General features: G+C 67.1%; 22 protein-coding genes. 7 read left to right on the forward strand and 15 right to left on the reverse strand.

What is annotated here, in order from left to right; translation table 11 throughout:
* Positions 1–6 precede the first annotated feature (6 nt).
* The 4 genes from murA to CCK87_RS03085 are packed head-to-tail and all read left to right on the forward strand — an operon-like array spanning position 7 to position 4,262.
* Positions 7–1,377: a UDP-N-acetylglucosamine 1-carboxyvinyltransferase gene (gene murA, locus CCK87_RS03070; RefSeq protein WP_086460004.1), complete on the forward strand. Its 1,371-nt coding sequence runs from the start codon at positions 7–9 to the stop codon at positions 1,375–1,377.
* Positions 1,378–1,380: 3 nt separating this feature from the next.
* A complete protein-coding gene (locus CCK87_RS03075; protein WP_086460005.1) occupies positions 1,381–2,121 on the forward strand; it encodes a lysophospholipid acyltransferase family protein in 741 nt (246 codons plus the stop codon).
* Positions 2,122–2,131: 10 nt separating this feature from the next.
* A complete protein-coding gene (locus CCK87_RS03080) occupies positions 2,132–3,256 on the forward strand; it encodes an NAD(P)H-dependent glycerol-3-phosphate dehydrogenase (RefSeq protein WP_086460006.1) in 1,125 nt (374 codons plus the stop codon).
* The gene (locus CCK87_RS03085; protein WP_086460007.1) at positions 3,159–4,262 is read left to right on the forward strand and encodes a D-alanine--D-alanine ligase family protein; all 1,104 of its coding nucleotides are present in this window, start codon (positions 3,159–3,161) and stop codon (positions 4,260–4,262) included. The genes CCK87_RS03080 and CCK87_RS03085 overlap by 98 nt, the downstream gene beginning before the upstream one ends.
* 136 nt (positions 4,263–4,398) lie before the next feature.
* Here the strand turns inward: CCK87_RS03085 and CCK87_RS03090 are convergent, their stop codons facing one another.
* The 12 genes from CCK87_RS03090 to CCK87_RS03145 all read right to left on the reverse strand — a co-directional run bounded on the left by CCK87_RS03090 (position 4,399) and on the right by CCK87_RS03145 (position 18,734).
* A complete protein-coding gene (locus tag CCK87_RS03090; protein WP_086460008.1) occupies positions 4,399–5,313 on the reverse strand; it encodes an FHA domain-containing protein in 915 nt (304 codons plus the stop codon).
* Positions 5,310–6,590 carry a VWA domain-containing protein gene (locus CCK87_RS03095; protein WP_086460009.1) on the reverse strand — a complete coding sequence of 427 codons (1,281 nt, stop codon included), beginning with the start codon at positions 6,588–6,590 and terminating at the stop codon, positions 5,310–5,312. The genes CCK87_RS03090 and CCK87_RS03095 overlap by 4 nt, the downstream gene beginning before the upstream one ends.
* 25 nt (positions 6,591–6,615) lie before the next feature.
* Entirely contained in the window at positions 6,616–7,881 is a 1,266-nt protein-coding gene (locus tag CCK87_RS03100) for a protein phosphatase 2C domain-containing protein (RefSeq protein WP_249273677.1), read from the reverse strand.
* A complete protein-coding gene (locus CCK87_RS03105) occupies positions 7,878–10,199 on the reverse strand; it encodes a serine/threonine-protein kinase (protein WP_086460011.1) in 2,322 nt (773 codons plus the stop codon). Before CCK87_RS03105 ends, CCK87_RS03100 begins: the two co-directional genes overlap by 4 nt.
* A complete protein-coding gene (locus CCK87_RS03110) occupies positions 10,196–11,335 on the reverse strand; it encodes a hypothetical protein (RefSeq protein ID WP_249273678.1) in 1,140 nt (379 codons plus the stop codon). Before CCK87_RS03110 ends, CCK87_RS03105 begins: the two co-directional genes overlap by 4 nt.
* Before the next feature lie 55 nt (positions 11,336–11,390).
* The gene (locus CCK87_RS03115) at positions 11,391–12,383 is read right to left on the reverse strand and encodes a glutamate ABC transporter substrate-binding protein (protein ID WP_086460012.1); all 993 of its coding nucleotides are present in this window, start codon (positions 12,381–12,383) and stop codon (positions 11,391–11,393) included.
* Positions 12,380–13,711: a hypothetical protein gene (locus CCK87_RS03120; protein WP_086460013.1), complete on the reverse strand. Its 1,332-nt coding sequence runs from the start codon at positions 13,709–13,711 to the stop codon at positions 12,380–12,382. Before CCK87_RS03120 ends, CCK87_RS03115 begins: the two co-directional genes overlap by 4 nt.
* Positions 13,708–15,345: an AAA family ATPase gene (locus tag CCK87_RS03125; protein WP_086460014.1), complete on the reverse strand. Its 1,638-nt coding sequence runs from the start codon at positions 15,343–15,345 to the stop codon at positions 13,708–13,710. Before CCK87_RS03125 ends, CCK87_RS03120 begins: the two co-directional genes overlap by 4 nt.
* 11 nt (positions 15,346–15,356) lie before the next feature.
* Positions 15,357–15,875 (reverse strand): hypothetical protein, encoded by a 519-nt coding sequence (locus tag CCK87_RS03130; protein WP_140162753.1) that lies wholly within the window; start codon positions 15,873–15,875, stop codon positions 15,357–15,359.
* A 25-nt stretch (positions 15,876–15,900) separates the two neighbouring features.
* Positions 15,901–17,112: a toxic anion resistance protein gene (locus CCK87_RS03135; protein WP_086460354.1), complete on the reverse strand. Its 1,212-nt coding sequence runs from the start codon at positions 17,110–17,112 to the stop codon at positions 15,901–15,903.
* Positions 17,113–17,199: 87 nt separating this feature from the next.
* A complete protein-coding gene (gene corA / locus CCK87_RS03140; protein WP_086460015.1) occupies positions 17,200–18,177 on the reverse strand; it encodes a magnesium/cobalt transporter CorA in 978 nt (325 codons plus the stop codon).
* Positions 18,178–18,200: 23 nt separating this feature from the next.
* Positions 18,201–18,734, reverse strand: coding sequence for a DUF3515 family protein (locus CCK87_RS03145; protein WP_249273679.1), 534 nt, complete (start codon positions 18,732–18,734; stop codon positions 18,201–18,203).
* A 68-nt stretch (positions 18,735–18,802) separates the two neighbouring features.
* On the opposite strand from CCK87_RS03145, the gene CCK87_RS03150 reads away from it, so the two are divergent.
* Complete coding sequence (locus CCK87_RS03150; RefSeq protein ID WP_086460355.1) at positions 18,803–19,858, forward strand: thiamine-phosphate kinase; 1,056 nt, start codon at positions 18,803–18,805, stop codon at positions 19,856–19,858.
* Between the two features lie 130 nt (positions 19,859–19,988).
* On the opposite strand, the gene CCK87_RS03155 is transcribed toward CCK87_RS03150, so the two are convergent.
* On the reverse strand, positions 19,989–20,198 hold the full coding sequence (locus tag CCK87_RS03155; protein ID WP_086460017.1) for a hypothetical protein: 210 nt from the start codon (positions 20,196–20,198) through the stop codon (positions 19,989–19,991).
* 13 nt (positions 20,199–20,211) lie between these two features.
* Positions 20,212–20,529, reverse strand: a complete 318-nt coding sequence (locus CCK87_RS03160) for a winged helix-turn-helix domain-containing protein (protein WP_086460018.1) — start codon at positions 20,527–20,529, stop codon at positions 20,212–20,214.
* Positions 20,530–20,822: 293 nt separating this feature from the next.
* On the opposite strand from CCK87_RS03160, the gene CCK87_RS18185 reads away from it, so the two are divergent.
* Entirely contained in the window at positions 20,823–20,972 is a 150-nt protein-coding gene (locus CCK87_RS18185; RefSeq protein WP_170927121.1) for a hypothetical protein, read from the forward strand.
* Between the two features lie 353 nt (positions 20,973–21,325).
* Here the strand turns inward: CCK87_RS18185 and rsmD are convergent, their stop codons facing one another.
* Positions 21,326–21,895 (reverse strand): 16S rRNA (guanine(966)-N(2))-methyltransferase RsmD, encoded by a 570-nt coding sequence (gene rsmD / locus CCK87_RS03170; RefSeq protein WP_086460020.1) that lies wholly within the window; start codon positions 21,893–21,895, stop codon positions 21,326–21,328.
* Between the two features lie 88 nt (positions 21,896–21,983).
* Between rsmD and CCK87_RS03175 the strand changes: the two genes are divergently transcribed.
* Entirely contained in the window at positions 21,984–24,194 is a 2,211-nt protein-coding gene (locus CCK87_RS03175) for an ATP-dependent DNA helicase RecG (protein WP_086460021.1), read from the forward strand.
* Positions 24,195–24,244: the final 50 nt, after the last annotated feature.

Raw genomic sequence — 24,244 nt, forward strand, 5'->3', positions numbered from 1 at the left:
TATCTAGTGAATTCCCTCGTTCAGGATGCTCAGAAAGCGGCACGCAGAGTGGGTCTACCCAGCGACACGATCATCATCAACGGCGGTCGTCCGCTTCGCGGCACCATCGACGTGCGCGGGGCCAAGAACCTCGTCACCAAGGCCATGGTCGCCTCCCTTCTCGGCGACACCAAGAGCATCCTGCGTGACGTGCCCGACATCTCCGACGTCAGCGTCGTCGCCAGCCTGCTCGAAGCTCACGGCGTCACGATCTCGGGAAGCGCCGAGACGGGCATCCTGATCTTCGACCCGACCAATGTCGCCAGCGCGAACAGCGCCGAGATCGACGCACTCTCGGGGTCGAGCCGCATTCCGATCCTGTTCTGCGGGCCGCTTCTGCACCGCCTGGGTCACGCCTTCATCCCCGACCTCGGTGGCTGCCGTATCGGTGACCGTCCGATCGACTTCCACCTCGACGCACTCAGGCAGTTCGGCGCGATCGTCGACAAGCTGCCCAGCGGCATCGACATCTCTGCACCCAACGGTCTGCACGGGGCGAACATCGAGTTCGCATACCCGAGCGTCGGAGCTACCGAGCAGGTGCTACTGACCGCCGTTCGGGTCAAGGGCACCACGGAGCTCAAGAACGCCGCGATCGAGCCCGAGATCATGGACCTCATCGCCGTGCTGCAGAAGATGGGCGCGATCATCTCGGTCGAGCCCAACCGCGTGATCCTCATCGAGGGCGTCGACAGCCTCAAGGGCTACGACCACCGGGCGCTGTTCGATCGCAACGAGGCCGCAAGCTGGGCATCGGCCGCGCTCGCCACGGGCGGCGACATCACCTGCAAGGGTGCCAAGCAGCAAGACATGATGACGTTCCTCAACGTCTTCCGCAAGATCGGCGGAGCGTTCGACATCGAGGAAGACGGCATCCGCTTCTACCACCCGGGCGGCGACCTCAAGCCCGTGACCATCGAGACCGATGTGCACCCCGGCTTCATGACCGACTGGCAGCAGCCGCTCATCATCGCGCTGACTCAGGCGATCGGAACCTCGGTCGTTCACGAGACCGTCTACGAAGACCGCTTCGGCTTCACGGATGCGCTGGTCGAGATGGGCGCGAACATCCAGGTGCACAAGAACGGACTCGAGGGCGGAGAACGACGCGTTCCGCGTCGCCCGCTCGAGCAGGCTGCCGTCATCACCGGGCCCACCAAACTGCACGGAAGCGAGATCGTCGTTCCCGATCTGCGCGGCGGCTTCAGCCACCTCATCGCCGCATTGACGGCCGAGGGCCGCTCGACCGTCAGCAACGTCGGACTCATCGGTCGCGGCTACGGAGACTTCGTAGCCAAGCTCGAGAAGCTCGGAGCTGACTTCTCCTTCGAGGTTTAGAAGGTGGCGAACCAGGCGGCCGAGAAGACCGTCGGATTCCGAATTCTCGCGGCCGTGCTGGTGCCCATTCTGTCGGTCATCGCCAGAATCGAGTTCACCGATGCGCAGAAGCTTCCCAAGACGGGTGCTTTCGTTCTGTCGCCGAACCACTACAGCAACATCGATCCGGTGATCATGGGCTGGTCGATCTGGAAGCTCGGTCGAGCACCGAGATTTCTGGCCAAGGCCTCGTTGTTCCGGGTGCCGGTCGTGGGCGCTGTCCTTCGTGGCACGGGGCAGATCCCGGTTGAGCGTGCCGGTTCCGTTCGCGGCAGCGAGCCGCTGAAGGCCGCGAACGAACTGGTCGACAAGGGCAATGCCGTCATCATCTACCCCGAGGGCACGCTCACTCGAGACCCGCAGATCTGGCCGATGAAGGGCAAGACCGGAGCGGTGCGGATGGCCCTCGAGCAGAATCTTCCGATCATTCCTGCCGCTCACTGGGGAACTCAGGCCGTGATGGCCCGCTACTCCAACAAGATCAGCTTCTTCCCTCGCAAGACCATCAAGGTCGCTTTCGGTGACCCGGTCGATCTCACCGAATTCCGCGGCAAGCCGATCAATGCTGCACTGCTGACCGCCGCCACCGAACTGGTCATGGCCGACATCACCGCACTCCTCGAAGGGCTGCGGGGCGAAACCGCACCGGTCGAACGATGGAACCCGGCTGCGCACAACCAGAAGGAGACCGGTCGTTTTGAGTAGGACCAGGCCCGTGGCCGTCGTTCCACCTCGCCGTCGTGTCACCGTGCTCGGAGCGGGAAGTTGGGGAACGACGTTCGCCAAGATCCTCGCCGACGGCGGAAGTGACGTGACCCTGTGGGCACGACGCCCCGAACTGGCTCGCGAGATCAGCGAGGCCAAGCGCAACAGCGACTACCTTCCCGGAATCAACCTTCCGCTGACCGTGACGGCCACCTCGAGTCTCGCTGAGGCGTTGGCCGGGGCCGAGATGGTCTTCGTCTCTATTCCGAGTCAGAGCCTGCGAGAGAACCTCGCGGCCATCAAGCCTCTCCTGCCGGCGGAGGCACTCGTGATTAGCCTGATGAAGGGCGTCGAGAAGAAGTCCGGCCTGCGCATGAGCGAGGTGATCGAGCTGGGGCTCGAGATCGATCGCGATCGCATCGCCGTCGCATCCGGCCCGAACCTCGCGCTCGAGATCGCCAAGGAGCAGCCGACGGCAGCCGTGATCTCGTCGCAGAGCCTCGAGACCGCGCAGCGCGTGGCCATGGTGGCGAGCAACCGCTACTTCCGTTCGTTCGTGAACGTCGACGTCATCGGCACGGAGTTCGGCGGCGTGCTCAAGAATCTCATCGCGGTCGCCATCGGCATCGTCGACGGCGTTGGCTACGGCGAGAACACGAAGGCATCGATCATCACACGGGGCCTGGCCGAGATGACCGATTTCGCCGTGGCCTACGGCGCACAGGCCGATACGCTCGCGGGCCTGGCGGGCCTCGGCGACCTCATCGCCACGAGCAGCTCGTCGCTGTCTCGCAACAACACGGCCGGCCGTCTGCTGGGCCAGGGCTACAGCTTCGCCGACGTCGTCAAGAGCATGCAGCAGACCGCGGAGGGCCTCGCCTCGGTGGCCCCGATCCTCGAGCTGGCCGCGGCCAAAGGCGTGGACATGCCCATCGTCAAGCAGGTCAGCGAGGTGCTGGCCGGTACGCTGAACCCTCGGGACATAGCTCCCCACCTGACGACGGACTCCGACGAGCCGCAGGGCGAAAGGACAATCGATGGCCGGAAAAACACTGGTGGCTCTGCTTTTTGGAGGCCGTTCAAGCGAGCACTCAATCAGCTGCGCGACGGCGGGCGGAGTTCTTCACGCGATTGATCGGGAACGCTTCGACGTCATTCCGATCGGCATCACCGGCGAGGGATCGTTCGTTCTCGAAGACGACGACCCCGCCAAATTCGCCATCGACGCCGACGCGATGCCCCGTGTAGTCGACAACGGCACCCGCATTCGCTGGCCTGACAAGGCGGGCGACCGCACGCTGACCGTCGATCTTGCCGACGGCACCTCGCGCATCCTGGGCGAGGTGGATGTCGTGTTCCCGATTCTGCACGGACGTTTCGGCGAAGACGGCACGGTTCAGGGCATGCTCGAACTGCTCGGCCTTCCGTTTGTGGGATCGGGCGTTCTCGCATCCGCTCTCGGCATGGACAAGCACTTCACGAAGACCGTGCTGCTGCAGGCGGGCATCGAGGTTGCTCCCTGGACCACGGTCACGGCCAGACAGTGGCGACAGTCGCCCACGCTCGTCGCCGAACGCGCCTCCTCGCTCGGACTGCCGGCGTTCGTGAAGCCCGCTCGCGCCGGCTCGTCAGTGGGCGTGAGCCGCATCACCGAGTGGTCTCAGCTCGTCGAGGCGATGGACGTCGCTCTCGCCGAGGACGACAAGGTTCTCATCGAAGAGGGCATCGTGGGCCGCGAGGTCGAGTGCGGAGTGCTCGAGGGCCGCGACGGCGCGCCCACCCGGGTATCGGTAGCGGGCGAGGTCGTTATGACCGACAGGGCGTTCTACGACTTCGACGCGAAGTACCTCGATGCGCCCGGAATCGAGCTCGTGTGCCCCGCACCGATGAGTGACGAGCAACTCGCGACCATGCAGAGCATCGCGGCCACCGCGTTCGATGCCATCGGCGGCGCCGGGCTCGCCCGCGTCGATTTCTTTCTCACCGAGAACGGCTTCGTGGTGAACGAACTCAACACGATGCCGGGCTTCACGCCGATCTCGATGTTCCCGGCCTGCTGGATCGCGTCGGGGCTCAGCTACCCGCAACTCATCGACGAACTGATCGACCTGGCGCTGCAGAACGCCGCGCTGGTCGAGTAGCGAGGAACGAGCGTATCGAGACCACCATCGCGAGTGATCTCGATACGACGCCTCGTTCCTCGCGCGGCTACTCGATCAGCGCTAGAGGGTGCGCTGGTCGAGTAGGCCGCCCGCGACCGTGTCGAGACGCTTCCGTCTACGCTTCGCCGGGCAGCGCCTTGCGAATGACGAGACGGGTCCAGGCGCCCACGAAGATGCGATCGCCATCGTGCACCTCCCGGCGTTGCCCCGGCTGAATGGGTACGGTCGGCAACTCCTCGCCGGCGGCGCCCACGAAGGTGCCGTTCGACGATTGGAGGTCTTCGACCCACCAGCGCTGCCCGTCGGTGTTGAGCTGGCAGTGCCGTCTCGAGACGCCGCTGTCGGTTCCGCACTCGATCTGCGGGTGAATGTCGCGAGACAAAGAAGTGCGGCCGACGAGCAGGCTGCTCTGCTTGAGTACGACGATCTCAGGCAGCCCCCCGGAGGGCAGCGGATCGTCGGACTTCTGTGCTTCGTACCACTCCGGGTCGACCCAGACCTCGGCGACCCACGTGCTGTCGCCCTCGATCGCCGGTGCAGCGGGGGAGGAGACCACCGGGCCCGTCGGGGCCTCCGGCTCTGCGGGCTCAGCCGGCCCGGCAGGCTCGACTGTCGGCTGGCCCTCGATGGCCGGAGCCTCGACGTAACCGGGGTCGCCGGCAGCCTCGTGCTTTCCGAGGTCGCCTTCCTCGATGTCGAGACTCGACACGGGCGCGACGACGGGAACGACGGCGGGAGCGTTGGGCACGGGAGCCGGCGCCGTGAGCGGAGAGGCGAATCCGTGAGCATCGGGGTCGGGTTCGGGAAGTGACCCGGTAGTGAAGTCGTATCCGCAGTTCTCGCAGAACAGCGCATCCGGCAGGTTAGGGAACGAGCAGTTCGGGCACGTGATCGGCTCGCTCGAACCCGACGTCGTCGGGATCGCCACGGTCGGGGCCGGCGCAACAGGCGCAGCCGCGACCATCGGGGTTCCGCAGACATCGCAGTAGTCGGTCGATGCCGACGAGTGTCCGTTGGGGCAGAGGGTCATTTGCGCACCCGCGTGGTCTTGGTCGATGCCGTGTCGAGCGCCATCTCGTCGAGCTTCGCCACGTCGCGACGGAGCCGCACGGTGCCCTCGTTGGCGTCGTCGATCTCGACGACCTTGCGGAGCTTAGCGGTGGCCTCGTCGTTGCCGGTCGCGGCGGCGAGCTGAACGGCACGGCCCAGTTTGACCGTGGCCGTCGCGGCGTCACCGGCGGCCTTGGCGGCCAGGCCGTCCTGGATGGCGGAGGCGAGCTCGGTCTGGCCCGTGTAGTGCGCCACGGCCGGGTCGATGCGCGCGGTGAGGGCGTCGTCGTTCGACCAGCGCGCCTTCACCAGACCGGATGCGACAACCTCGTCACGCACGGTCAGCTGTACACGGGCGGCGAGCTGCTCCGAGCCCACGGGCTTGGATGCGACGCGCACGGCAACGTGGTAATCGCGCGACTCGTCGCCCCACGATCCAGTGGGGTAGGACCCGGTGAGCGGGTTGACCATGGTCTTGCGGGTGGTGAGGTCTTCGACCGTGGGAGCGACCTGTCGCACGAACAGCACCTCGGAGCCCTGGGGCGCCCAGACGCGCAGCTCGGCCGACGCCACGCCTCGACCCATCGACTGCTTGATGATGCTCTCGAAGTCGGCTGCCATGTCGGCGGGCTTGGCGATGAGGTCGACCGTGCCCAGCAGAGCGGTGGCGATCTGGCGCAACTCGTCGACCTGCCAGCGCGAACCGACGCCGCGGGCGTCGCACTGGAACACGCCTGTGGCGTTGTAGATGGCCTGGCTCAGCGCCTGGGCCGATTCGTGCTCGTTCTTGCCGTCGGTGAGCAGGATCGCGTGCCGCTGCGTGGCCTGCGGAGTGGCCTGGAAGAGTTCACGGGCAAGGGTGAGCCACGTGCCCATCGCCGTTCCACCGGACGGCTGGAACGAGGCGATTGCCTGCTTTGCGGCGGCACGGGCACCCGGTTCCATCTGCACCATGGGAAGCCGCGCGTTCGGGTACGGGAACGCACGAGCTGCCGTGTCGGTGCCGGAGATCACGGCGAACCACGTGCCGTCGAGAATCTGGTCGACGGCAACGGATGCCGCGTGCTTGGCGGCGCCGAGGTTCTCGCCGGTCATCGATCCCGACGTGTCGACGATGATGATCTCGCCGGCAGCCATGCCCTGGCCTTGGCCCGCCTGACCCGCACCCGCGACCGTGACGGTCACGATGGCGTGAACATCTGTGGCCCCGTCTGAGAGGAATTCATTCTGGAAAACGCTGGCGGTGAACTCTGCCATGGGAGACTCCTCTATCTGTCATAGATCAGGCCGGCTGGGCCGGTGTAGGTACAACGCTATCGAATCGAGCGAGCGCGGCGGTGATGTTGTCTTGACCGCCCTGCTCATTGGCCCAGTCGACGAGAGACGAAGAGACCTGAACGGGGTTGCTTCCCACCATCCCCACGACCCGGTGCACGAGCTCGGCCAGATCGTCGGCGTCGGAGCAGTAGTTCCAGAGCCCGTCCGAGCACACCAGAATCCATCCGGCGCCGGTGGGATAGGTCGGCACGACGTGCGGAGCCTCGTCGGGCGAGTCTGCGCCGAGCCATCGCGTGATGGAGTGTGCCTGCGGGGCGTTCTCGGCCTGCTGGCGCGACATGCCGTGGGACATCATCTCCTGCGACCACGAGTCATCGGTGGTGAGCTGACGGGATTTGCCGCTGTCGGCGATCCAATAGACGCGGCTGTCTCCCACACCGCCGACGACCACGAGGGGGCCGTCGATGACCGCTGCGGCGAAGGTGCACGAGGGCGGATTGGTTCGTGCCGCCAGGTCGCCGATCGCCTCGTAGATCGCGGCGCTCGCGCGTTCGCCGGCTTCGAGCATCCGGTCTGACCATCGCGCCTGCGCGAGTTCGTCGTCGTTGCCTTCGGTCACGTCGAGCTGACGCCCGGCGGCGAGGTGAGCTGTTGCAGCACGAGCGGCCGCGAGGCTGGCCTTGTCGGATCCCGGCGTCGACGAGACCCCGTCGCAGACGACCAGCACGGCGAACTCGCCCGCCTGAGGGTCTGCGGCGAGGGCCATGGCGTCTTCGTTGATGTCGTGCCGGATGCCCCGGTCGCACACGCCGCCGACCCACGCGGCGGGCGCCTCCTGCCAGTGGTCGCGCTCGCTCTGAGCGGGCTTGCCGCAGAGTTCGCAGTATCCGTCGTCGGCGATGGTGCCGCCGCAGTAGACGCAGGCGCGTCGCGGGGCAGAGGTCGACGAGGTGGCCTCATTCGGTTCGGCCTCGGCTTGAGCCTCGCCGGCGTTGCGATCGGAGCTCACCGCGACGAGCTCGCCCAGCTGGGTTCCGCACTCCTCGCAGTACTTCGCGTCGGGGTCGTTGACCGTTCCGCAGGCGGGACACAGCACCGGCACAGCCTCGACAACAGCCTCGGCCACGGCCTCGACCGCGGGCTCCGACACTGTCTCGGCGGCGGGTGCCGCCTCTGTCTCGACAGCAGGCTCGGGCACGGCCTCGACGGCGGGTTCGATGACAGGTTCGACCTGAGCCCCGCCGGGGCCCTCGATCCGCGGGTCGCTCACGAGAGTGTCCATCGTCGAACGCGGTTGGCCTCGTCGACCAAATGGATGCGTTCGGCGGGGTTCTCCGTGAGACCTGCCAGCTCGCGATACGCGCGCTCGAGGCCGTCACGAAGCGGCCCCTCCTGCGCTGGTATGCCGCCGACCACCGCGTCGGTGGACGGTCCGGAATCGCGCACCACCGCCAGGGCGGATGCCAAGACGCTGGCGGTGAGCTCTACTCGCGACTTCGAATCGATCGACACCGTCGAGACGCTGTCGAGGGCGGCGGCGAGCGAGGCGAGTCCGCGCTGGGAGGTGGCAAGCAGCTCGGCGCGCCGACGGCGGGCGTCGACATAAGAGCTGCGGGTGGGCGTGACGAGGTCGAGGGCCGACAGAGCGCCGTCGAGGTCGCCTCTCTGCTCGCGGATCCGTGCAAGGCCGAAGGCGGCTGCGGCCGTGTAGTTCGCGTCAGAACGGGCGCAGATGATGTAGAGGCTCTCGGCGATCTCGGGTTCGCCGCTCGCCTCGCAGGCCGCTGCGAGGGCCAGCTTCGGGGCGAGCTCTCCGGGCACTTGACCGTAGACGGTGTTGAACGACGCGCGGGCGCTGCGCGCGTCTCCCTTGGCGAGCTCGGCGAGGCCGGCGAGCCAGACGGCCCGCCATTCCCACGGGTCGTCGGTGAGGATCTCGCTCATCACGGCGTCGACGGCCTGGAAATTGCCCGACTCGATGGCCGCTCGTGCACGCGCAAGGCGGATCTCGACGGTGACGTTCGGAGCGGATTCGAGGGCGATCAGGCGTGCCGCCGGGTCTTCCATGTTCACACCGGCGAGCCAGCTCCGTGCCGGGTCGGACTCGTCGACCTTGAGGCCGGGCAGCGCATCCCAGGGCAGCGGCCGATCGACGACATCGGCGACGGGCGCCTCGAACAGAACGGATGCCGCGGAGTGCAGCGCGGGGTGACCCGGCCCGCGGTCGGTGGCCACGACCTCCCGCAGCACTCCCAGCAGCTGGGCGCGCAGCTCGTCGACCGACGCGAAGCGGTCTGACGGGTCGAAGGCGCACGCCTTGGCGAGCAGCCGGTAGAACGAGTCGTACGTCTGGAACACGGGAGTGTCGGCCACATCGGGCAGCGACGACACGAAGGTCGTCTGGTTGCCGCGGAAGTCGAGCACAAGAGTGGCCAGGGTGCGGCCGATCGTGTAGATGTCGGCGGCGACGGATGGACCGACATCCGGAACCTCGGGAGCCTGGAACCCGACGGTGCCGAAGATGGCCGAGGTCTGGTCGTCGATGCGCCGCACGCCGCCCAGGTCGATCAGCTTCACCGTGTCGCCGACCTGGATCATGTTGTCGGGCTTGAAGTCGCAGAACAGCAGGTTGATGTCGTGCAGGTACTGGAACGCCGGCAGGATCTCGAGCACATAGGCGAGCGCCTGATCGACGGGCAACGGGTCGACGACACCGTTGTTCGCCTTCATGCGCTCTTTGAGGATCACCTTGAGCGAGGGTCCGCCCACGTACTCCATGACGATGTAGCCGGCACCGTTGAACATCACGAAGTTGTAGATCTCGACGATCAGGGGGTGCTCGACCTCGGCGAGGAACTGGCGCTCCGTGATCGCCGCGGCATAGGCATCCGGGTCGCCCGAGTTGAGCAGGCCCTTGAGAACCACCCAGCGGCCCGAGACGTTCTGGTCACGGGCGAGGTAGATCCATCCGAGACCACCAAACGCGAGGCATCCGACGACCTCGTACTGGCTACCCACGACGTCGCCGGGCTTCAGCTGCGGGGTGAAGGAGAAGGGCGTGCGGCAGTTCGGGCAGAATCCCTCGGTGCGACCGGGCTTGTCGTCGCGACCGCGACCCACCGGCTTGCCGCAGTTGGAGCAGAAACGCTTCGCCTCGGGGAGCTCGGCTACCGCCATGACCGCTTTCAGCGGATCGGCCGGCGGCTCGGTGGGAACGGTCGTGAGGCCGGCGCCGAGGCGCGGGCCGCGAAGACGCGTGGAGGTGGTTCCGAACCGTCGGGTGGCCTTCGAACCGGTCGCCGCAGTGCGCGCCGATCCCAGAGCCGCCGTGGCGAGTCGCGCCGACGAGGTGCGGCCTGTGCGCGTCGAACCCGCCTGCGCGAAGTCGGGATCCACACCGCTGCCGGTCTGCGGGCCGGCCGAGAAGCCTGTGCCCAGCTTGGCCGAGGGCGACGCCGCCGCGGCGGTGCCGGTGCCCGAGGCGGGGGGAAGGGGGCTGGGTGACGCCGGCGATCCGCAGACGTTGCAGTAGCCGTCTTCGATCACACCCGTGCAGCCGGGCTGCTGGCAGTGCTGGACATCGGTCATGACGTGTAGCGTCCTTCCTGACCTTGACGCGGCGAGGATGCCGGCGGCAGGTCACGGGTGAGAAATTGGTATTGCTCGACGTAGAAGCGGGCGAGGCGCAGATCGCACGGAGTGGCGTCGACGGCCTCCTTGGCCTCGAGGTACCCGGCCGCGACAGTGGGCGAGGCCGAACGGCCAGAGCTCTCGGCCTTCGCGTGGTAGCCCGACAGGCGGTAGCGCAGCTCGGCGCGTTCTCGAAGCTGGCCGGCGTAGGCGTCTTCGACGGCCTCGAAGGCGCGGTTCACGAGGGCGAGGCGAGCGATCCAGGAGTCGAGTGCCGCGCGTGACTGGGGAACGGGTCCGAGCTTCGACACATCGGGGATAGCCAGCTTCGGAGGGTCGACGATCTCGCGCCTGCAGCGCTCGGCCAGCGCCCGCAGCACCGGCTCACGTCGCTCGGCGGCCGCGGCGTCGTCTGCCGCCTTGCGCGCATCCCGGGCCAGGTCGCGCTTCTGGGAGCTCGCGACGATGAGGTCTCGTTCGAGGCGCGCTGAGTCTTGCACCAGCTGGCCGAGAGGGCCGGTCACGTCGGCGCCTCGGCCCGCCTTCTCGGCGAGTGCCTCGAGCCGGTTGCGCAGGGTCGACACCCGCTGCGCGCTGTCGGCGTCGGATGCTGCCAGGTCTCGTGAGCGCTCGAGTTCGGCGCGCAGCCCGACGATGCGCGCGGTGGTTCCGGCTGCGCGAGGGTCGAGGCTGAGCCGAGTCGTCAGTTGCGAGACGAGAGCGTCGGCAAGCCGGACGGCCTCGACCAGGGAGACGAGCTCGGCCCCGCCGCCGGAGTCGAGTCGGCCCCAGATCAGCTGTGACATCTTCTGTCGTGCGACGGTGTCGACCCGACCCGAATCCCAGACGCTCTCGAGGCTCTCGCGTCGTTTGCGGGTGGCCTCCCACAGCGTCTCGGCGAGAACGATGTCGGAGGTGTAGGAATCGGGCTCCTGTGACGCGAGGGCAGCAGCGCCCAGGCGATCGAGTTCTTTTCGTTGCCGATCGACCCACTCGCCGAGGCCGGTGAGATAGGTGAGCAGCTCGCCCGGGTCGATCGCCTCTCCGAGGCGCCCGGGAGCGACGGGCGTGCTTCCGCTGGCCGTCATGGTCATCGCTGCTCCTCTCGGCGGATCGGGGTGTCGGGTGTCGGGTGCTCTGCTCTGCGGATCAGCGTCCGTAGACGGGCACGGGCGGAGCGGGTGCCGGGCCGAGAACACCGAGCCACTTCGTGTAGAGACTCGTCCAGGTGCCGTCGCTGCGCATGCGATCGAGCACCCCGTTCACGACCTGCACGAGCTCGACCTTGTCTGCCGGCATTCCCAGACCGTAGGGCTCTGCGCTGATCGGCTCGCCCACAACCTTTGCGTATGGGTCTTGCGCGGCGAATCCGGCCAGGATCGTGTCGTCGCCGGTGATGGCATCCACCTTGCCCTGCTGAAACAGCACGAGGCACTCGGTGTGCGTTGCGGCCGACACGGCCTCGACGTTGGGGAACTCGTCTTGAAGCCGTGTGAGCGTGGTTGTGCTGGCCGGGGCGCACACCTTCTTGCCATCGAGGTCGGCTATCGACGTGGCGTCGGAGTCGGCACCGACGAGAACCTTCTGGCCGGCGTCGTAGTACTCCGTCGAGAACGCGATGGTTTCCCAACGGGCGCAGTTGATGGTCATGGTGCGGGCCACGATGTCGACCTGCGTCTTGCCGTCGGCATCGGGAGTGAGTACATCGAGACGCTGGGCCGACGTGATGACCTTGAACTGCAACTTGTTCGGGTCGCCGAAGATCGCACGGGAGATCTCGTGCAGAACGTCGATGTCGAAGCCCTCGATCTGACCCGTGAGCGGGTTGCGGGCGCCCATCAGGAGAGTGTCAGCCGAGACGCCGACTCGGAGCACACCCTGCTGTCTGATCGTTTCTATCGCACCATCCGACGGAATCGAGTCGGGCGAGATGGGGGAGTACGACGGCTGCACTTCGCCTTCGACGTTCTTGCAGGTCGACGCGGGCGCCGGGTTGCTCGGGGCGCTCTCGGTCGGCGTCGGGGTCGGAGTGAGACCGAGGTCGTCGCTGCCCGAGCGCGGTGCGCATGCCGTGAGCGCGAGCGTGCCGATCAGCGTCGCGATGAGTGCGACGCGGGCCGTGCGTGAACGGATGGCGCTCATCGGTACTCCTTGAGTCGAAGGGAGACGCCGCGCCAGGAGAGCACGGCGGCGGCGAGACCGGCCACGAGGAAGAGCCAGCCGAGGAGCGCGGACTGCGTGCCGCCCGTGTCGAGCGCGTCTTTCGTGGTGGCGGAACTCGATGCGATGTCGTCTTGCGCCGCGGTGCTGAACGAGGTGAAGGCCGCGTTGGCGCTGCCGGGCTCCTGGCTGATCGCCTGCGCTACGGCGCCGTCCCAGTTGCCGGTGTCATCGGCCTCGCGGATCTCCTTGTGCTTCTCGACCCAGGAGTTGAAGCTGTTCTTGAGGTCATCGCTGATGAGGTACTTCTTGCCGCTCGAGTCGAGACGCGTCTGAGCGTCGGAGATGGCCGTCTGCACGTCGGCCTCGAGAGTCTGCCCCGAGCCGCGCTTGATGAGCGTGAAGCTCTCGAGAGACTTGGCCTCGGTGGCGGAGGTGTAGGCCTGCGAGAGGGCGAGGGTCTTAGCATACGAGTTCTGTCGAGCCTCGATTGCCGCCCCCGTGGTGTTCGAGAAGGTGATCACGCCGATCACGCCCACGATGAGCATCGCGCCGGCGGCGATGAGCAGAGGCCAGTTGAGGTAGCGGTGCGAGCGCCGGGTGATCCAGAGATGCACCCAGACCAGGGCGATCAGGGCTGCCAGGGCGATGATGAGCCACACCAGCGACACGGTCGAGGCCGTGAAGCTACCGGCAGCTCTGTCGGCGCTCGCGAGCACCAGCGCCTCGAGCTGGGGAAGAGTGCTGTCGTTCAGCAGGGCCGAGGCCTGCGAGAGATAGGCGGCGCCGACGGGAAAGCCCTGGCGGTTGTTCGCACGCGCCTGCTCGATGAGACCGGTATAGATCGCGACCTCGGCGTTGACCTTGGCGAAGTCGGTGTCTCCGGCCTTGTCGTCGGCGGCGAGACGGGTGATCTCGCGGGTGGCGTCGTCGATCGCGGTGTCGTACTCGGCACGCTGATCGGCGGGTTCCAGACCGCCGACGAGGAACGCGTTGGCGGCGATCGCGTCGGCGCGCACCAGGTCGTTGCGCACAGACTGGATGCCGATCAGCTGGGCGGCCTCGGCGCTCGCGTCGGCCGTGGACCCGGCCTGCGACGATCCCGTTTGAAAGCCCGCAGCGCCGAACGCGAGGCTGGCGAGCACGGAGACGGCGAGCAGCAGGCGGAGAGTGGCGGGAGTGGAGCGCGTCTTCTTCGCGGGAGTGGCGACCGGAGCATTCTGGGGCTGCACAGCGGTGACCGACGGAGCGTTCTGCTGAGGGGATGCCTGGGGTACCGGCGGCGGGGGCGCGGCTGCGGTCGTGCTCATTCGGTGTCCTTCGACGTGGTCGGTTCTGCGGGATCGTCTGAGGGTGGATCGGCGGAGGGCGCGGCATCGGCCGAGTCGGCTTCGAGCGCGTCCGTCTCACCAGTCTGCGGCACATCGACGAGAATGGGCGCGCCAGTCGTCTCGTCGTCACCGTCACGGACCTCGCCGTCATTCGAGTCGTTGAGGTCTTCGGCGAGCAGCAGGCGCAGGTCGTCGAGCGTCGGCTCGGCGACGTCGCGCAGGCGCCACGCGTGCCGGGCAATCGCCTTGTCGAGCAGGTTTCGGGCGTAGCGGCCGTTGCCGAACCCCTCGCCTCGGGGCTCGATCGAAACGATCTGCTCGAACCGCTCCAGCGCATCGGGGGTCGGCTCGAAGTCGGATGATTGGGCCAGGCGCACGAAGATATCGCGCAGCTCGGTGTCGGTGTAGTCCTGGAACGTGATGGAGGTCGAGAACCGGCTGGCGAGCCCGGGGTTCGTCTCCATGAAGCCGCGCATCGGCTCGGGATAGCCCGCCACGATCACCACGAGGTCGTCACGGTGATCCTCCATGTCTTTGACGATGGTGGTGATGGCCTCGGCGCCGTACTGGTCGAGCGCCAGACCGTAGGCCTCGTCGATGAAGAGAACGCCGCCGATGGCTCCGGCGACGACCTCGCTCGTCTTGGTCGCGGTCTGGCCGAGGTAGCCACCCACCAGCTCTGAGCGATCGACCTCGACGAGGTGGCCCTTCGAGAGGATGCCGAGGGCCGCGTAGATGCCGGCGACGAGACGGGCGACCGTGGTCTTGCCCGTGCCCGGGTTGCCGAGAAAGACGAGGTGCCTCGTGAGTGTCGGCGTCGTGAGGCCCGCCGCCGTTCGCAGCTGGTCTATGCGCAGCAACTGGGTCTGCCGGTGGATCTCTCTCTTCACCCGGTCGAGCCCGATCAGGCTGTCGAGCTCGGCGAGCAGTTCTTCGACGGACTTCTTCGGCTTCTCGTCTTCTGCCGCCACGGGCGCATCGGCGGGGGCCGACTGAACTGCGGTCGGCGCCACTGTTTCTGGAGCAGACGGGGTGAGGCCGGCTCGGCGGGCGAGTTCGGCCATGGTCGCGTCGCCGGGTCGGGCGAACTCGGGCTGCTGAGCGTCGAACTGATCGGCGCTGAACGGCTGGCCCACACCAGGCCCTGACGACAGCGTGGTCGAGGGAAACAGCGTGGATGCGGTGCGCGAGAGAGGAGGGATCGACGGAGCTTGGCGGGCCCCGGCCAGTTGAGCGGCCGCCGTGGCCGATGCCGCCCCGAGCACGCCGATCGAGGGCTCGCCCAGTTCGCTTGCCGCGGCGACGACGCCGGTGAGCGCCTTCGCGTAGACGCCGGCGTGCTGCGGAGCGTCGGCGGCCAGAGTGCTCAGTAGATCGGTGGGCGATGCACGCCAGCGCCTCGCGCTCGACGCCGCTTCGAAGAACTCGTCGGCGCTCGCCGCGCCGGTCTGGGCGAGCCATTCGACGGATGCGCCGATCGCGGATTCGGCGACGGCGGCGGCGATGCGCACGCCCTCGTCTCGGGCGGCGGCAGAGTCGAGGCCGGCGGTTTCTGCCGCCGCAACCAGGGCATCGAGAGCCCGGGTCAGTTCATGCGAATCAGAGGATGTCATGGTGTCTTCGCTCAGCTCAGGGGTTCGGACGGGAGAGTCAGGCTCGATGAGGGCTGGAACTTCTCTGCGAGGAATTGGCCGTGCGCGACGAGAGCCGCTGCGTCGGCGCGAGACACGGCATCCGAGATCTTGTCGAGCGTCGCACCCAGCAGGTCGAGCTGGTCGCAGAGCAGCATAAGCGAGGTCTTGCCTTTGTAGACGGCTCGTCGATCGGCGAACTCGCGGGGCAGTCGGAGGTATCCGCCCACAGCCTCGGGCAGGTAACTCGTGGCGGTCGAGACGACGGTGTGCGCCTGGGCGCTGCCTCCTCCGAGCTGATCGAGCCGCGGGACCATCACCGCCACCGTGTTCGCGATGCGGTTGATGCGGGCGGTCACGATCGGCGGAACCTTGCCGGTCGTGTCGGCCTGCACATCGGCGATCGACGACAGGATGTCGGCGCTGGTCGGAGCCGGCGGCAGCTCGAATTCGTATTCGCGCTCAGCAGACCGCCCCGTCACCGAGTCGCGGAGGTTCTGCCAGAATCCCATTGCGTGTCGTGCTCGACCCGTCGACTCAGCGCTTGTCGAGGTCGAGCGTGCTTGCGACCTCGGTCGTCTCGCTGCGACGGGCACGCTCGATGTAGGGCTTGGCCTTCTCGGTCTCGGTCTCGAGAACACCGATGGTCTGAGCCATGCTGTCGAGGGCCTGCACCTTGAACTCGGAGATCGAATCCATGGTCGCGTAGATGTTGGCGAAGGCGGCCTGGAGCTGGGGAAGACCGACCGTGGCCGAGGCAGCCTGAGACTGGATCGACGCGGACTGGTCGGCCAACATCTTCGAGGTGGCCTCGATCATGTTCGACGTGGTGGTGTTCAACGCGGTGATCTGATCGAGCACGAGCTTCTGATTGGCCAGAGCCTGCGCCACGATCACGGCCGTGCGGAGAGCCGACACCGTGGTCGTGGTCGCCCGGTCGACGCCCTTGATGAGCTCGAGGTTGTTCTTGATGATCACGTCGATCGCCAGGTAGCCCTGGATCGAGACGGCCAGCTGGGTCAGCAGGTCTTGGTGCTTTTGACGCACGTAGAAGAGCACGTCTTCGCGCAGGGCCTTCGCCTTGTCGGGGTCGGTCGTGTCGAACTCGGCGATCTTGGCCGAGAGCTTCACATCGAGGCGCTCGGCCACGTAGATGTACTCGTTCAGCCGCTGCATGGTCTCCCACAGATGCTGCTTCTCGAGGTTCAGAGCGGCGTTGTCTTTGCGCAGTTCGTCTTGACCGTCGTAGAGCGCCTTGATGATGGCGTTGAGGTGCGACTGAGCGCTCTCGTACTTGCGGAAGTAGTCGGCGATCTTGCGGCCGAAGGGGATGAAGCCGAGGATCTTGCGCTCGATGCTCTGCTCGCTGGGGTCGAGGTCTTCGACCGTGCGTCGCAGTTCGAGAAGGGTGGAGCCGATCTTCGAGCTCTCGGAGAGGCCTCCGGATTGGAGCGCCTTGACGGGGGTGGCGAGGAGCCTGTTCGACGAATCCGCGGCGCGACGGATGTCGACGTCGCCCATGGTGCGCACGTCGTTGGCCTTGGCCGCGAAGGCGGGGGAGCGGGTGTCGGTGGTGACGAGCGTGTCGAGGTATGTGTCGACCTTGGCATCGAGCCCGGGCAACGCCGCGGGGTCTACTTTCGGCGCCATCGCGGGAGCCGACGTGGCCGCGACCGGCTTTACGGGCTCGGGTGCGGTCAGCGTGAGAACGCTGTCGGAAGGGGCCTGCAGGGGAGCGGCGTCGGTCATCATGTCCTCACAACGGGGGCGGAGCCTTCAGAGTTCAACGGAATCGCTTCACTATATCGTCTAGCCCGCCGCGCCTCAGGGTGCTTGTCAGAGCCACCCCTTGCGGCGGAACACGCTATAGAGCACACCGCCCATGGCGACCATGGCCGCGACGGCGAGGGGGTAGCCGAAGGTCCAATGCAGCTCGGGCATGTTGTCGAAGTTCATGCCATAGATGGTTCCGACGAGCGTCGGGGCGAACAGGATCGCGGCCCACGACGAGATCTTCTTGACCTGGTCGTTCTGGTCTTGACCGACGAGGGTGAGGTGAGTGGTGAGGGCGTTGTCGAGCAGCGCCCGGTAGGCGTTGACCCGATCGACGATGCGGTGAGTGTGGTCGAGCACGTCGCGGAATCCGCGCGACACCTCGAGGTCGACGGCGTGGTCACCGACATGTTGTTTGAGTTCGCCGACGACGTCGAGCAGCGGATGCGTCGCCCGCTGGAACATCATGACCTCGCGGGAGAGCTCGTAGATGCGCCGGGAGAGCTCCGTGGCGCCTCCTTCGAAGAGCTCGTCTTCGATCTCGTCGATGTCGTTCTCGAGCCCTGCAGCCACGGGCGCGTAGTCGTCGACGACGCGGTCGAGAACGGCGTACAGCACCGCTTGCGGCCCTCTCGCGAGCAGATCTGGTGCCGCCTCGAGACGCTCTCGTACGACGGCGAGATCGGGTCGCGCCGCCCGGCGAACTGTGACCACGAAGGTGCTGCCGACGAACAGGTGCACCTCGCCGAACTCCACCTTCTCGATGTCGTCGCGGTAGAAGGCGGGACGCAGAACGACGAATTGGCTGTCTCCGTAGCGCTCGAGCTTCGCGCGCTGATGCCCGGCCAACGCATCCTCGATCGCGAGGGGGTGCAGCTCGAATTCGTCGGCGACCGCCTGCAGCTCTTCCGGGCTCGGCCGGTCGAGATCGATCCAGGCGAAGCCGCGGCGCTCGGTGAGCAGCTCGAACGTCTCGTCGAGAGTCTCCGGGTTGTCGGTGCGCACCCCGTCGACGTAGATGGCGTTGTCGATCACGGTCATGCGGTGCTCTCGTCTGTGGAGGGTCAGCCGGCCGACGGAGCGTCGGTGGGGATGTTCAGCGTGTCCTCGGCCCCGAGGCACTTGTTGGTCTGAGGGATCTTGGAGATCGACGGGCCGAGGTCGACGAGCGTCGAGGTGCCCGAGACTGCCTGCGAGTCGATGATCACCTCGGTCGTGGGAACCCTGCCGTAGGTCACGTACCGGTAGCTGGGCTTGTTCGAGTCGTCTTCGACCCAGTCGATGCCGTTGATGGTGATGCACGGGAGAGTCGTGGGCCCCTGCGGCGGAATGCCGCAGCGCAGCAGGATGCTCGCGGGCGAGCCCCAGGCCGCCGTCGCCTGAGCGTCTGTCTGCCGGATGTCTTGGTTCTCGGCGTCGCTCGGCAGCACCACCGGCAGGCTCACGATGATGTCGGCGCAGGCAGGATCGGCCGCGGACTCGGCCGGTTCGAGCGACACGGTCTGGGCGCAGGCGCTGAGCGCGACGACGACGAATCCCATCGCGAGGACTGCGGCTGTGCGGGCGGCGGCTCGTCGCGCGAAAGGTGGTCGTGACATCCCTCACAGGCTACCGTTTGCAGGTGACAGAAACCTCCGCGCAGCCCGATGGTCGGCCCTCCTCTGCCCTGCCCGTCTCCGCCCCGGGCGAGACGGTGACGGCGCTCGGCGAGCGGGAGACGCTGCGCCGTATTGTGCGCCGTCTACCCCGGACCAACGCCGAACTTCTCGGGCCTGGTGACGACGCGGCCGTGGTCGCCGCCCCCGACGGGCGAACGGTTCTGACCACCGACATGATGGTGCAGGGCCCCGACTTCAGGCTCGCCTGGTCGACGCCCTACGAGCTCGGCTGGAAGGCAGCCGTCTCGAACCTCGCCGACGTGGCAGCTATGGGCGCCGTTCCGACCGCACTGCTCGTCGCCCTCGCCGTGCCGCCCGAGACTTCCGTGGCCGTGCTCGAGCACTTCGCCGACGGCATGCGCGATGCGTGCGCCGAACTCGCCCCGGGCTGTGGTGTCGTCGGAGGAGACCTGTCGACGGCCGGCGCGTTGACCATCGCCGTGACGGCGATCGGCGATCTCGAGGGGCGCGATCCTGTCGTGCGCTCGGGTGCCGGGGTCGGCGACGAGCTGGCCGTCGCCGGGTCGCTCGGACTCGCGGGCGCCGGGGTCTGGCTCCTGTACCGAGACGGCTCCACAGACGCGGATGCCGAGGGCGGGCGGGAACCCGATGCGCGACGGGCGCGCCTCGTGCGCCACGAGCATCCGGAACTTGTGCGCGAACAGGTCGCGCCTCGATCGCCGATCGCGTTGGGAGTCGCCGCATCCGACGCCGGGGCGACGGCGATGCTGGATGTCTCCGACGGGCTCGTGCTTGACGCGTCACGCATCGCGGATGCGAGCGACGTGACGATCGAGCTGCACGCCGACGCGATCGACGAGGCTGCGGCGGTTCTGACAGCGATCGACCCCGTGGTCGGGCGCCGGGCGCGGGATTTCGTCTTGGCCGGGGGAGAGGACCACTCTCTCTTGGCGACGTTCCCCGCCGGTCGCACTCCGGAGGGATTCCGGGTCATCGGAACCGTTCGGCAGCGGGGGCCGCATCCGGTCACCGTCGGAGGCGCGGCCTACGAGCGTCCCGGCGGATGGGACCCGTACGCCGACTGGGACGGCGCGGCGGGCTGATTGGTCGGGCGAGGATCGAGCGGTATGAAAGAGGCGATGTTTGTTGCGGCGACTCTGTCGGGTCTCGTCGACCGATTTATCAAATCAGCGCCCGCCGGCGTCCGTGAACCATCGTTTATGGACGGTGCCACTACGGGATGTCGGTGAGGGTCTTCTCAATCGCATCGAGGCGAGAGTTGATGCTCCCGAGCGTGTCGAGCAGCGCGCGATTCGACGAGGCTTGATCGTCGAGCGCCTGCACGAGTCGCCTGCGCCCGCCTATTTCTCGGGCGATAGAGATCGCTCCCCAACAGATGATTCCGGCGATCGCGATCCAGGCGAACCAGGGGATGTATTCCATGTCAGTTCTCTTCTCAGTCTGTTTCGTCGGTGGATGAAATCGGCGACAGGGCCACCGCTGCGCTGATGGTCGGCAGGTCGATCGTGAGCACGAACGGCGTCGCCTCGAAGTACTTCAGTGCCTTGCCGTCCGCGCTCAGCTCCAGCCGGCCGACGACGAAACCGGCGGCCTCGAGCTTGGTGAGGTGCATGTAAAGCAGTGCGCGGCTCATGTCCACGCGTCGAGCCAACGCGCTGACGTGCAGTCTGTTATCGGCAAGCGTCGCGAGGATCCGTAGCCGCTGCGGACTCGCGATCGCTGCCAGCGTCGCGGCTAACTGCTCGATATTCACTCATGCCTCTCGTATGAACCTGTAATAAAAACATTACACATGCAAAGTCTTGGAGATCAAGAGCGTCTGGGTGACCGGTGCCTTTCCCACCGAAGTTGGCACGAGTTTGTCGAATGTCTCTAAGGGTCGACGAGCTGCCGTCGTCGATCGTTTCTGAGTCGGGGCCGGCGACCTTCGTCGATGTCGATTGTGAGCAGGTTCGTTCGGTGTCATCCTTTTCGCACCGGTCCGTGTCGCGATCGCGTGCCGGAAGCCGATCGGCTATCGAGACGGTCTCGCAGCACCATTTCGGGATGATCTACTCCTTCTCCGTTCCGACTGCGATGGACTTCAAGGCGCTGTATGACGCGACTGGTTGGGCGGACTGGATCCTCGACCATTTCGAGCGCGCTCTGTCGGGGAGCTGGGTGGTCTGCACCGTCCGCGATGACGCTGACTGGTAGCCGCGGCACGTCGCCGCGATGTCGACGACGTTCAGCTCTTTGCGGCCCGAGGTCGGGCCGCGTTCTTCGAGCGTCACGGCTTCGAGCCCCGGCCCGCGGGCGAGCGACCTTGAACGTCGCTGGGCGGCTACTACCCGCGTTTTGACTCCGACATCATGGTTCGTGTGATCGACGCTGTCGCGGTTCCCCGGTGGATTGAGTGGGAAAGCGTTGTCGCTCCAACGCCTGCGGTCTCTTGAGGGGTGGGACTACGCCAACTGAGGACATTTCTCGGGTGCGTCGAGTGCGTAGCGCGCCGTTATACGTCTGCCACCTGTGTGAGTCGAGGTGTGTCCTCAGTTAGCCCCGACCGGTCAGGCGAGGGAGATCCACCACAGGGTCGTCTCGCCGTAGTCCTTGCGGCGGTCGAGCTCGAGGCCTTCGGGCAGCGTGGGCTGTGGAGAGCGTGAGCTGCGCTCGACGACCACGACCGCGTCGGGGGAGAGCTGGCCGACGAGGGCATCGAGATTCTGCGTCAGTTCGTCGTCGCCCAGCTCGTAGGGCGGGTCGATGAAGACGATGTCGACGATGCCGCGGTCGGGCGACGCCGCCAGGTAGCTCGATACCGAGCTCGCCTGCACATCGATGCGGGGCGCCGGCTTGGGCGCCCCCTGCTGCAGCAGGCGAGCGTTCTCGCGGCAGACCTTGGCCGCCGCCGGATTCTTTTCCACGAGGATGACCGTGGCGGCCCCGCGGCTGGCGGCCTCGAGCCCCAGCGCGCCCGATCCGGCATAGAGGTCGAGCACGGTCGAGCCGGGAAGTACATCGCGCGCCTCGAGAGCGGAGAACACGGCCTCGCGCACGCGGTCGCTGGTCGGTCGAGTTCCCGAGCGGGGAACGGCGATGCGCCTCGACCCGGCGTATCCGGCGATGATGCGGGTCATGCGAACACACCCTGACAGCGAGCGGAGACGCACGAACGGATCATGCCTGCATGTTATCCGTGTCGGCGGTCGCACTTAGAATCGCGGTATGACCGCGCCGGATACTGTCTCGCCGCACGGCGGCAGCATCCTCGACGCCAAGCTCACCTCCGGCAGCCTGGGCGGCAAGACGGCCACTCCGCTCGCGAAGACGCTCGGCATCGTCACCGTCGGCGATCTGCTGAGCCACTACCCCCGCCGCTACGTGAAGCGCGGCGAGCTCACGGCGCTCGATCAGTTGCCTCTCGGCGAGAACGTCACGATCGTCGCCGAGGTGCGCACCGTCAAGAAGCGAACGATGAAGTCGCGCAACGGCTCGATCCTCGAGGTGAGCATCTCCGACGGCCAGGGCTTTCTCACCCTTACCTTTTTCAACCAGGCGTGGCGCGAAGCCCAACTGCCCGTCGGCGCTCGCGGAATCTTCACGGGCAAGGTGTCCGACTATCGCGGCGCCCTGCAGCTCGCGCATCCCGACTACGAGATGTTCGACGACATCCAACTCAAAGACGGCGCGGCCGCCACGTCGAAGTGGCTCGAGCAGCCGATTCCCATCTACCCGGCGAGTTCGAGCATTTCGAGTTGGCAGATCGCGAAGACGGTCGAGCTCATCCTCGACGGGCTCGGCGACGTCCCCGATCCCGTGCCCGCAGACGTCGCCGACGAACGAGGCCTGCTCTCCTATCGGCAGGCGCTCGAGCTCGTTCACCGGCCCACCAAGACCTCTGACTGGCAGCGGGCGCGCGATGCCCTGCGCTTTCACGAGGCCTTCGTTCTGCAGGCCGCTTTGCTCGAGCAACGCCGCCTCGCCCACGAGCACGAGGCCGTTCCGCGCGTTCCCAAGCCGGGTGGCTTCCTCGAACGCTTCGACAAACAGCTGGCCTTCACCCTCACAGGCGACCAGCAGTTGGTGGGGCGAGAGATCGCCGACGACATGGCGCGCAACGAGCCCATGAACAGGCTCGTGCAGGGCGAGGTCGGTTCGGGTAAGACCATCGTGGCTCTCAGGGCCATGCTCGCCACCGCCGATTCGGGCGGCCAGTCGGCACTGCTCGCGCCGACCGAGGTTCTGGCGTCTCAGCACCTGCGCTCGATCGTGCGCGCGCTCGGCCCCGATCTCGCGGCAGAGCTCGTGCCCACCCTGCACACGGGGCAGATGCCCACGGCCGACCGACGCAAAGCCTTGCTGCGCATGGTCTCGGGTCAGGCCCGCATCGTCGTGGGCACGCACGCCCTTCTCGGCGACAAGGTCACCTTCTACGACCTCGGCCTGGTCGTCGTCGACGAGCAGCACCGCTTCGGCGTCGATCAGCGCGACGATCTGCGCCGCAAGGGCGCGACCCCGCCGCATGTGCTGGTGCTCACGGCCACGCCGATTCCCCGCACCGTGGCCATGACAGTCTTCGGCGACCTCGATGTGTCGACCATCGCCGAACTCCCCGCCGGGCGACAGGGCATCGAGACGTTCGTCGTTCCTCTCGCCGAGAAGCCCACATGGAGCGCCCGCATCTGGACCCGCATGGCCGAAGAGCTCGCCCTCGGGCGTCAGGCGTTCGTCGTGTGTCCGGCCATCGACGCGGCAGCCAGTGAAGACCCGGCGGGCGACGAGCCGGTCGACGAACCAGCCGAGGCCGCCGGCCCAGCCCGTCCCGTCGCATCCGTCGAGGCCATCACGGCGCTCGTCAAGGCGAACCCGGCGCTCGCCGGCGCCCGGGTGGCGCCGCTGCACGGCCGTATGCCGAGCGACGAGAAAGAGGCGGTGATGCGCGCCTTCGCCGACGGCTCGCTCGACATCATCGTGGCGACCACCGTGATCGAGGTCGGCGTCGACGTGCCGAATGCCTCGACGATGGTCGTGATGGATGCCGAGCGGTTCGGCGTCTCGCAACTGCATCAGCTGCGGGGCCGCGTCGGGCGCGGCGGGGTGCCGGGCCTGTGCCTGCTGGTCACGAACGCCGAGCTCGAGAGCGTGGCCCGGCAGAGGGTCGACGCAGTCGCCTCGACGCTCGACGGCTTCGAGCTCGCCCAGGTCGACCTCGAGCTGCGCCGCGAGGGCAACGTGCTGGGCCGCAACCAGTCGGGCGGCAAGTCGAGCCTGCGCCTGCTTCGGGTCACGAGCGACGGCGACCTGATCACCGATGCGCGTATGGCGGCGTCGCTCATCATCGACGAAGACCCCGGCTTCGGGGCGCATCCGGCGCTGCGCCAGGCGCTCGACAGGAGACTGCGCGAGGTCGAGGCGGAGTTCCTCGTCAAGAGCTGAGCGCACGGCGACCGGCGATCTCAGTGTGGCGGCACGCGGTTGACGGACTC

It is taken from the genome of Agreia sp. VKM Ac-1783 (assembly GCF_900177765.1).
Classification (GTDB): Bacteria; Actinomycetota; Actinomycetes; order Actinomycetales; family Microbacteriaceae; genus Agreia.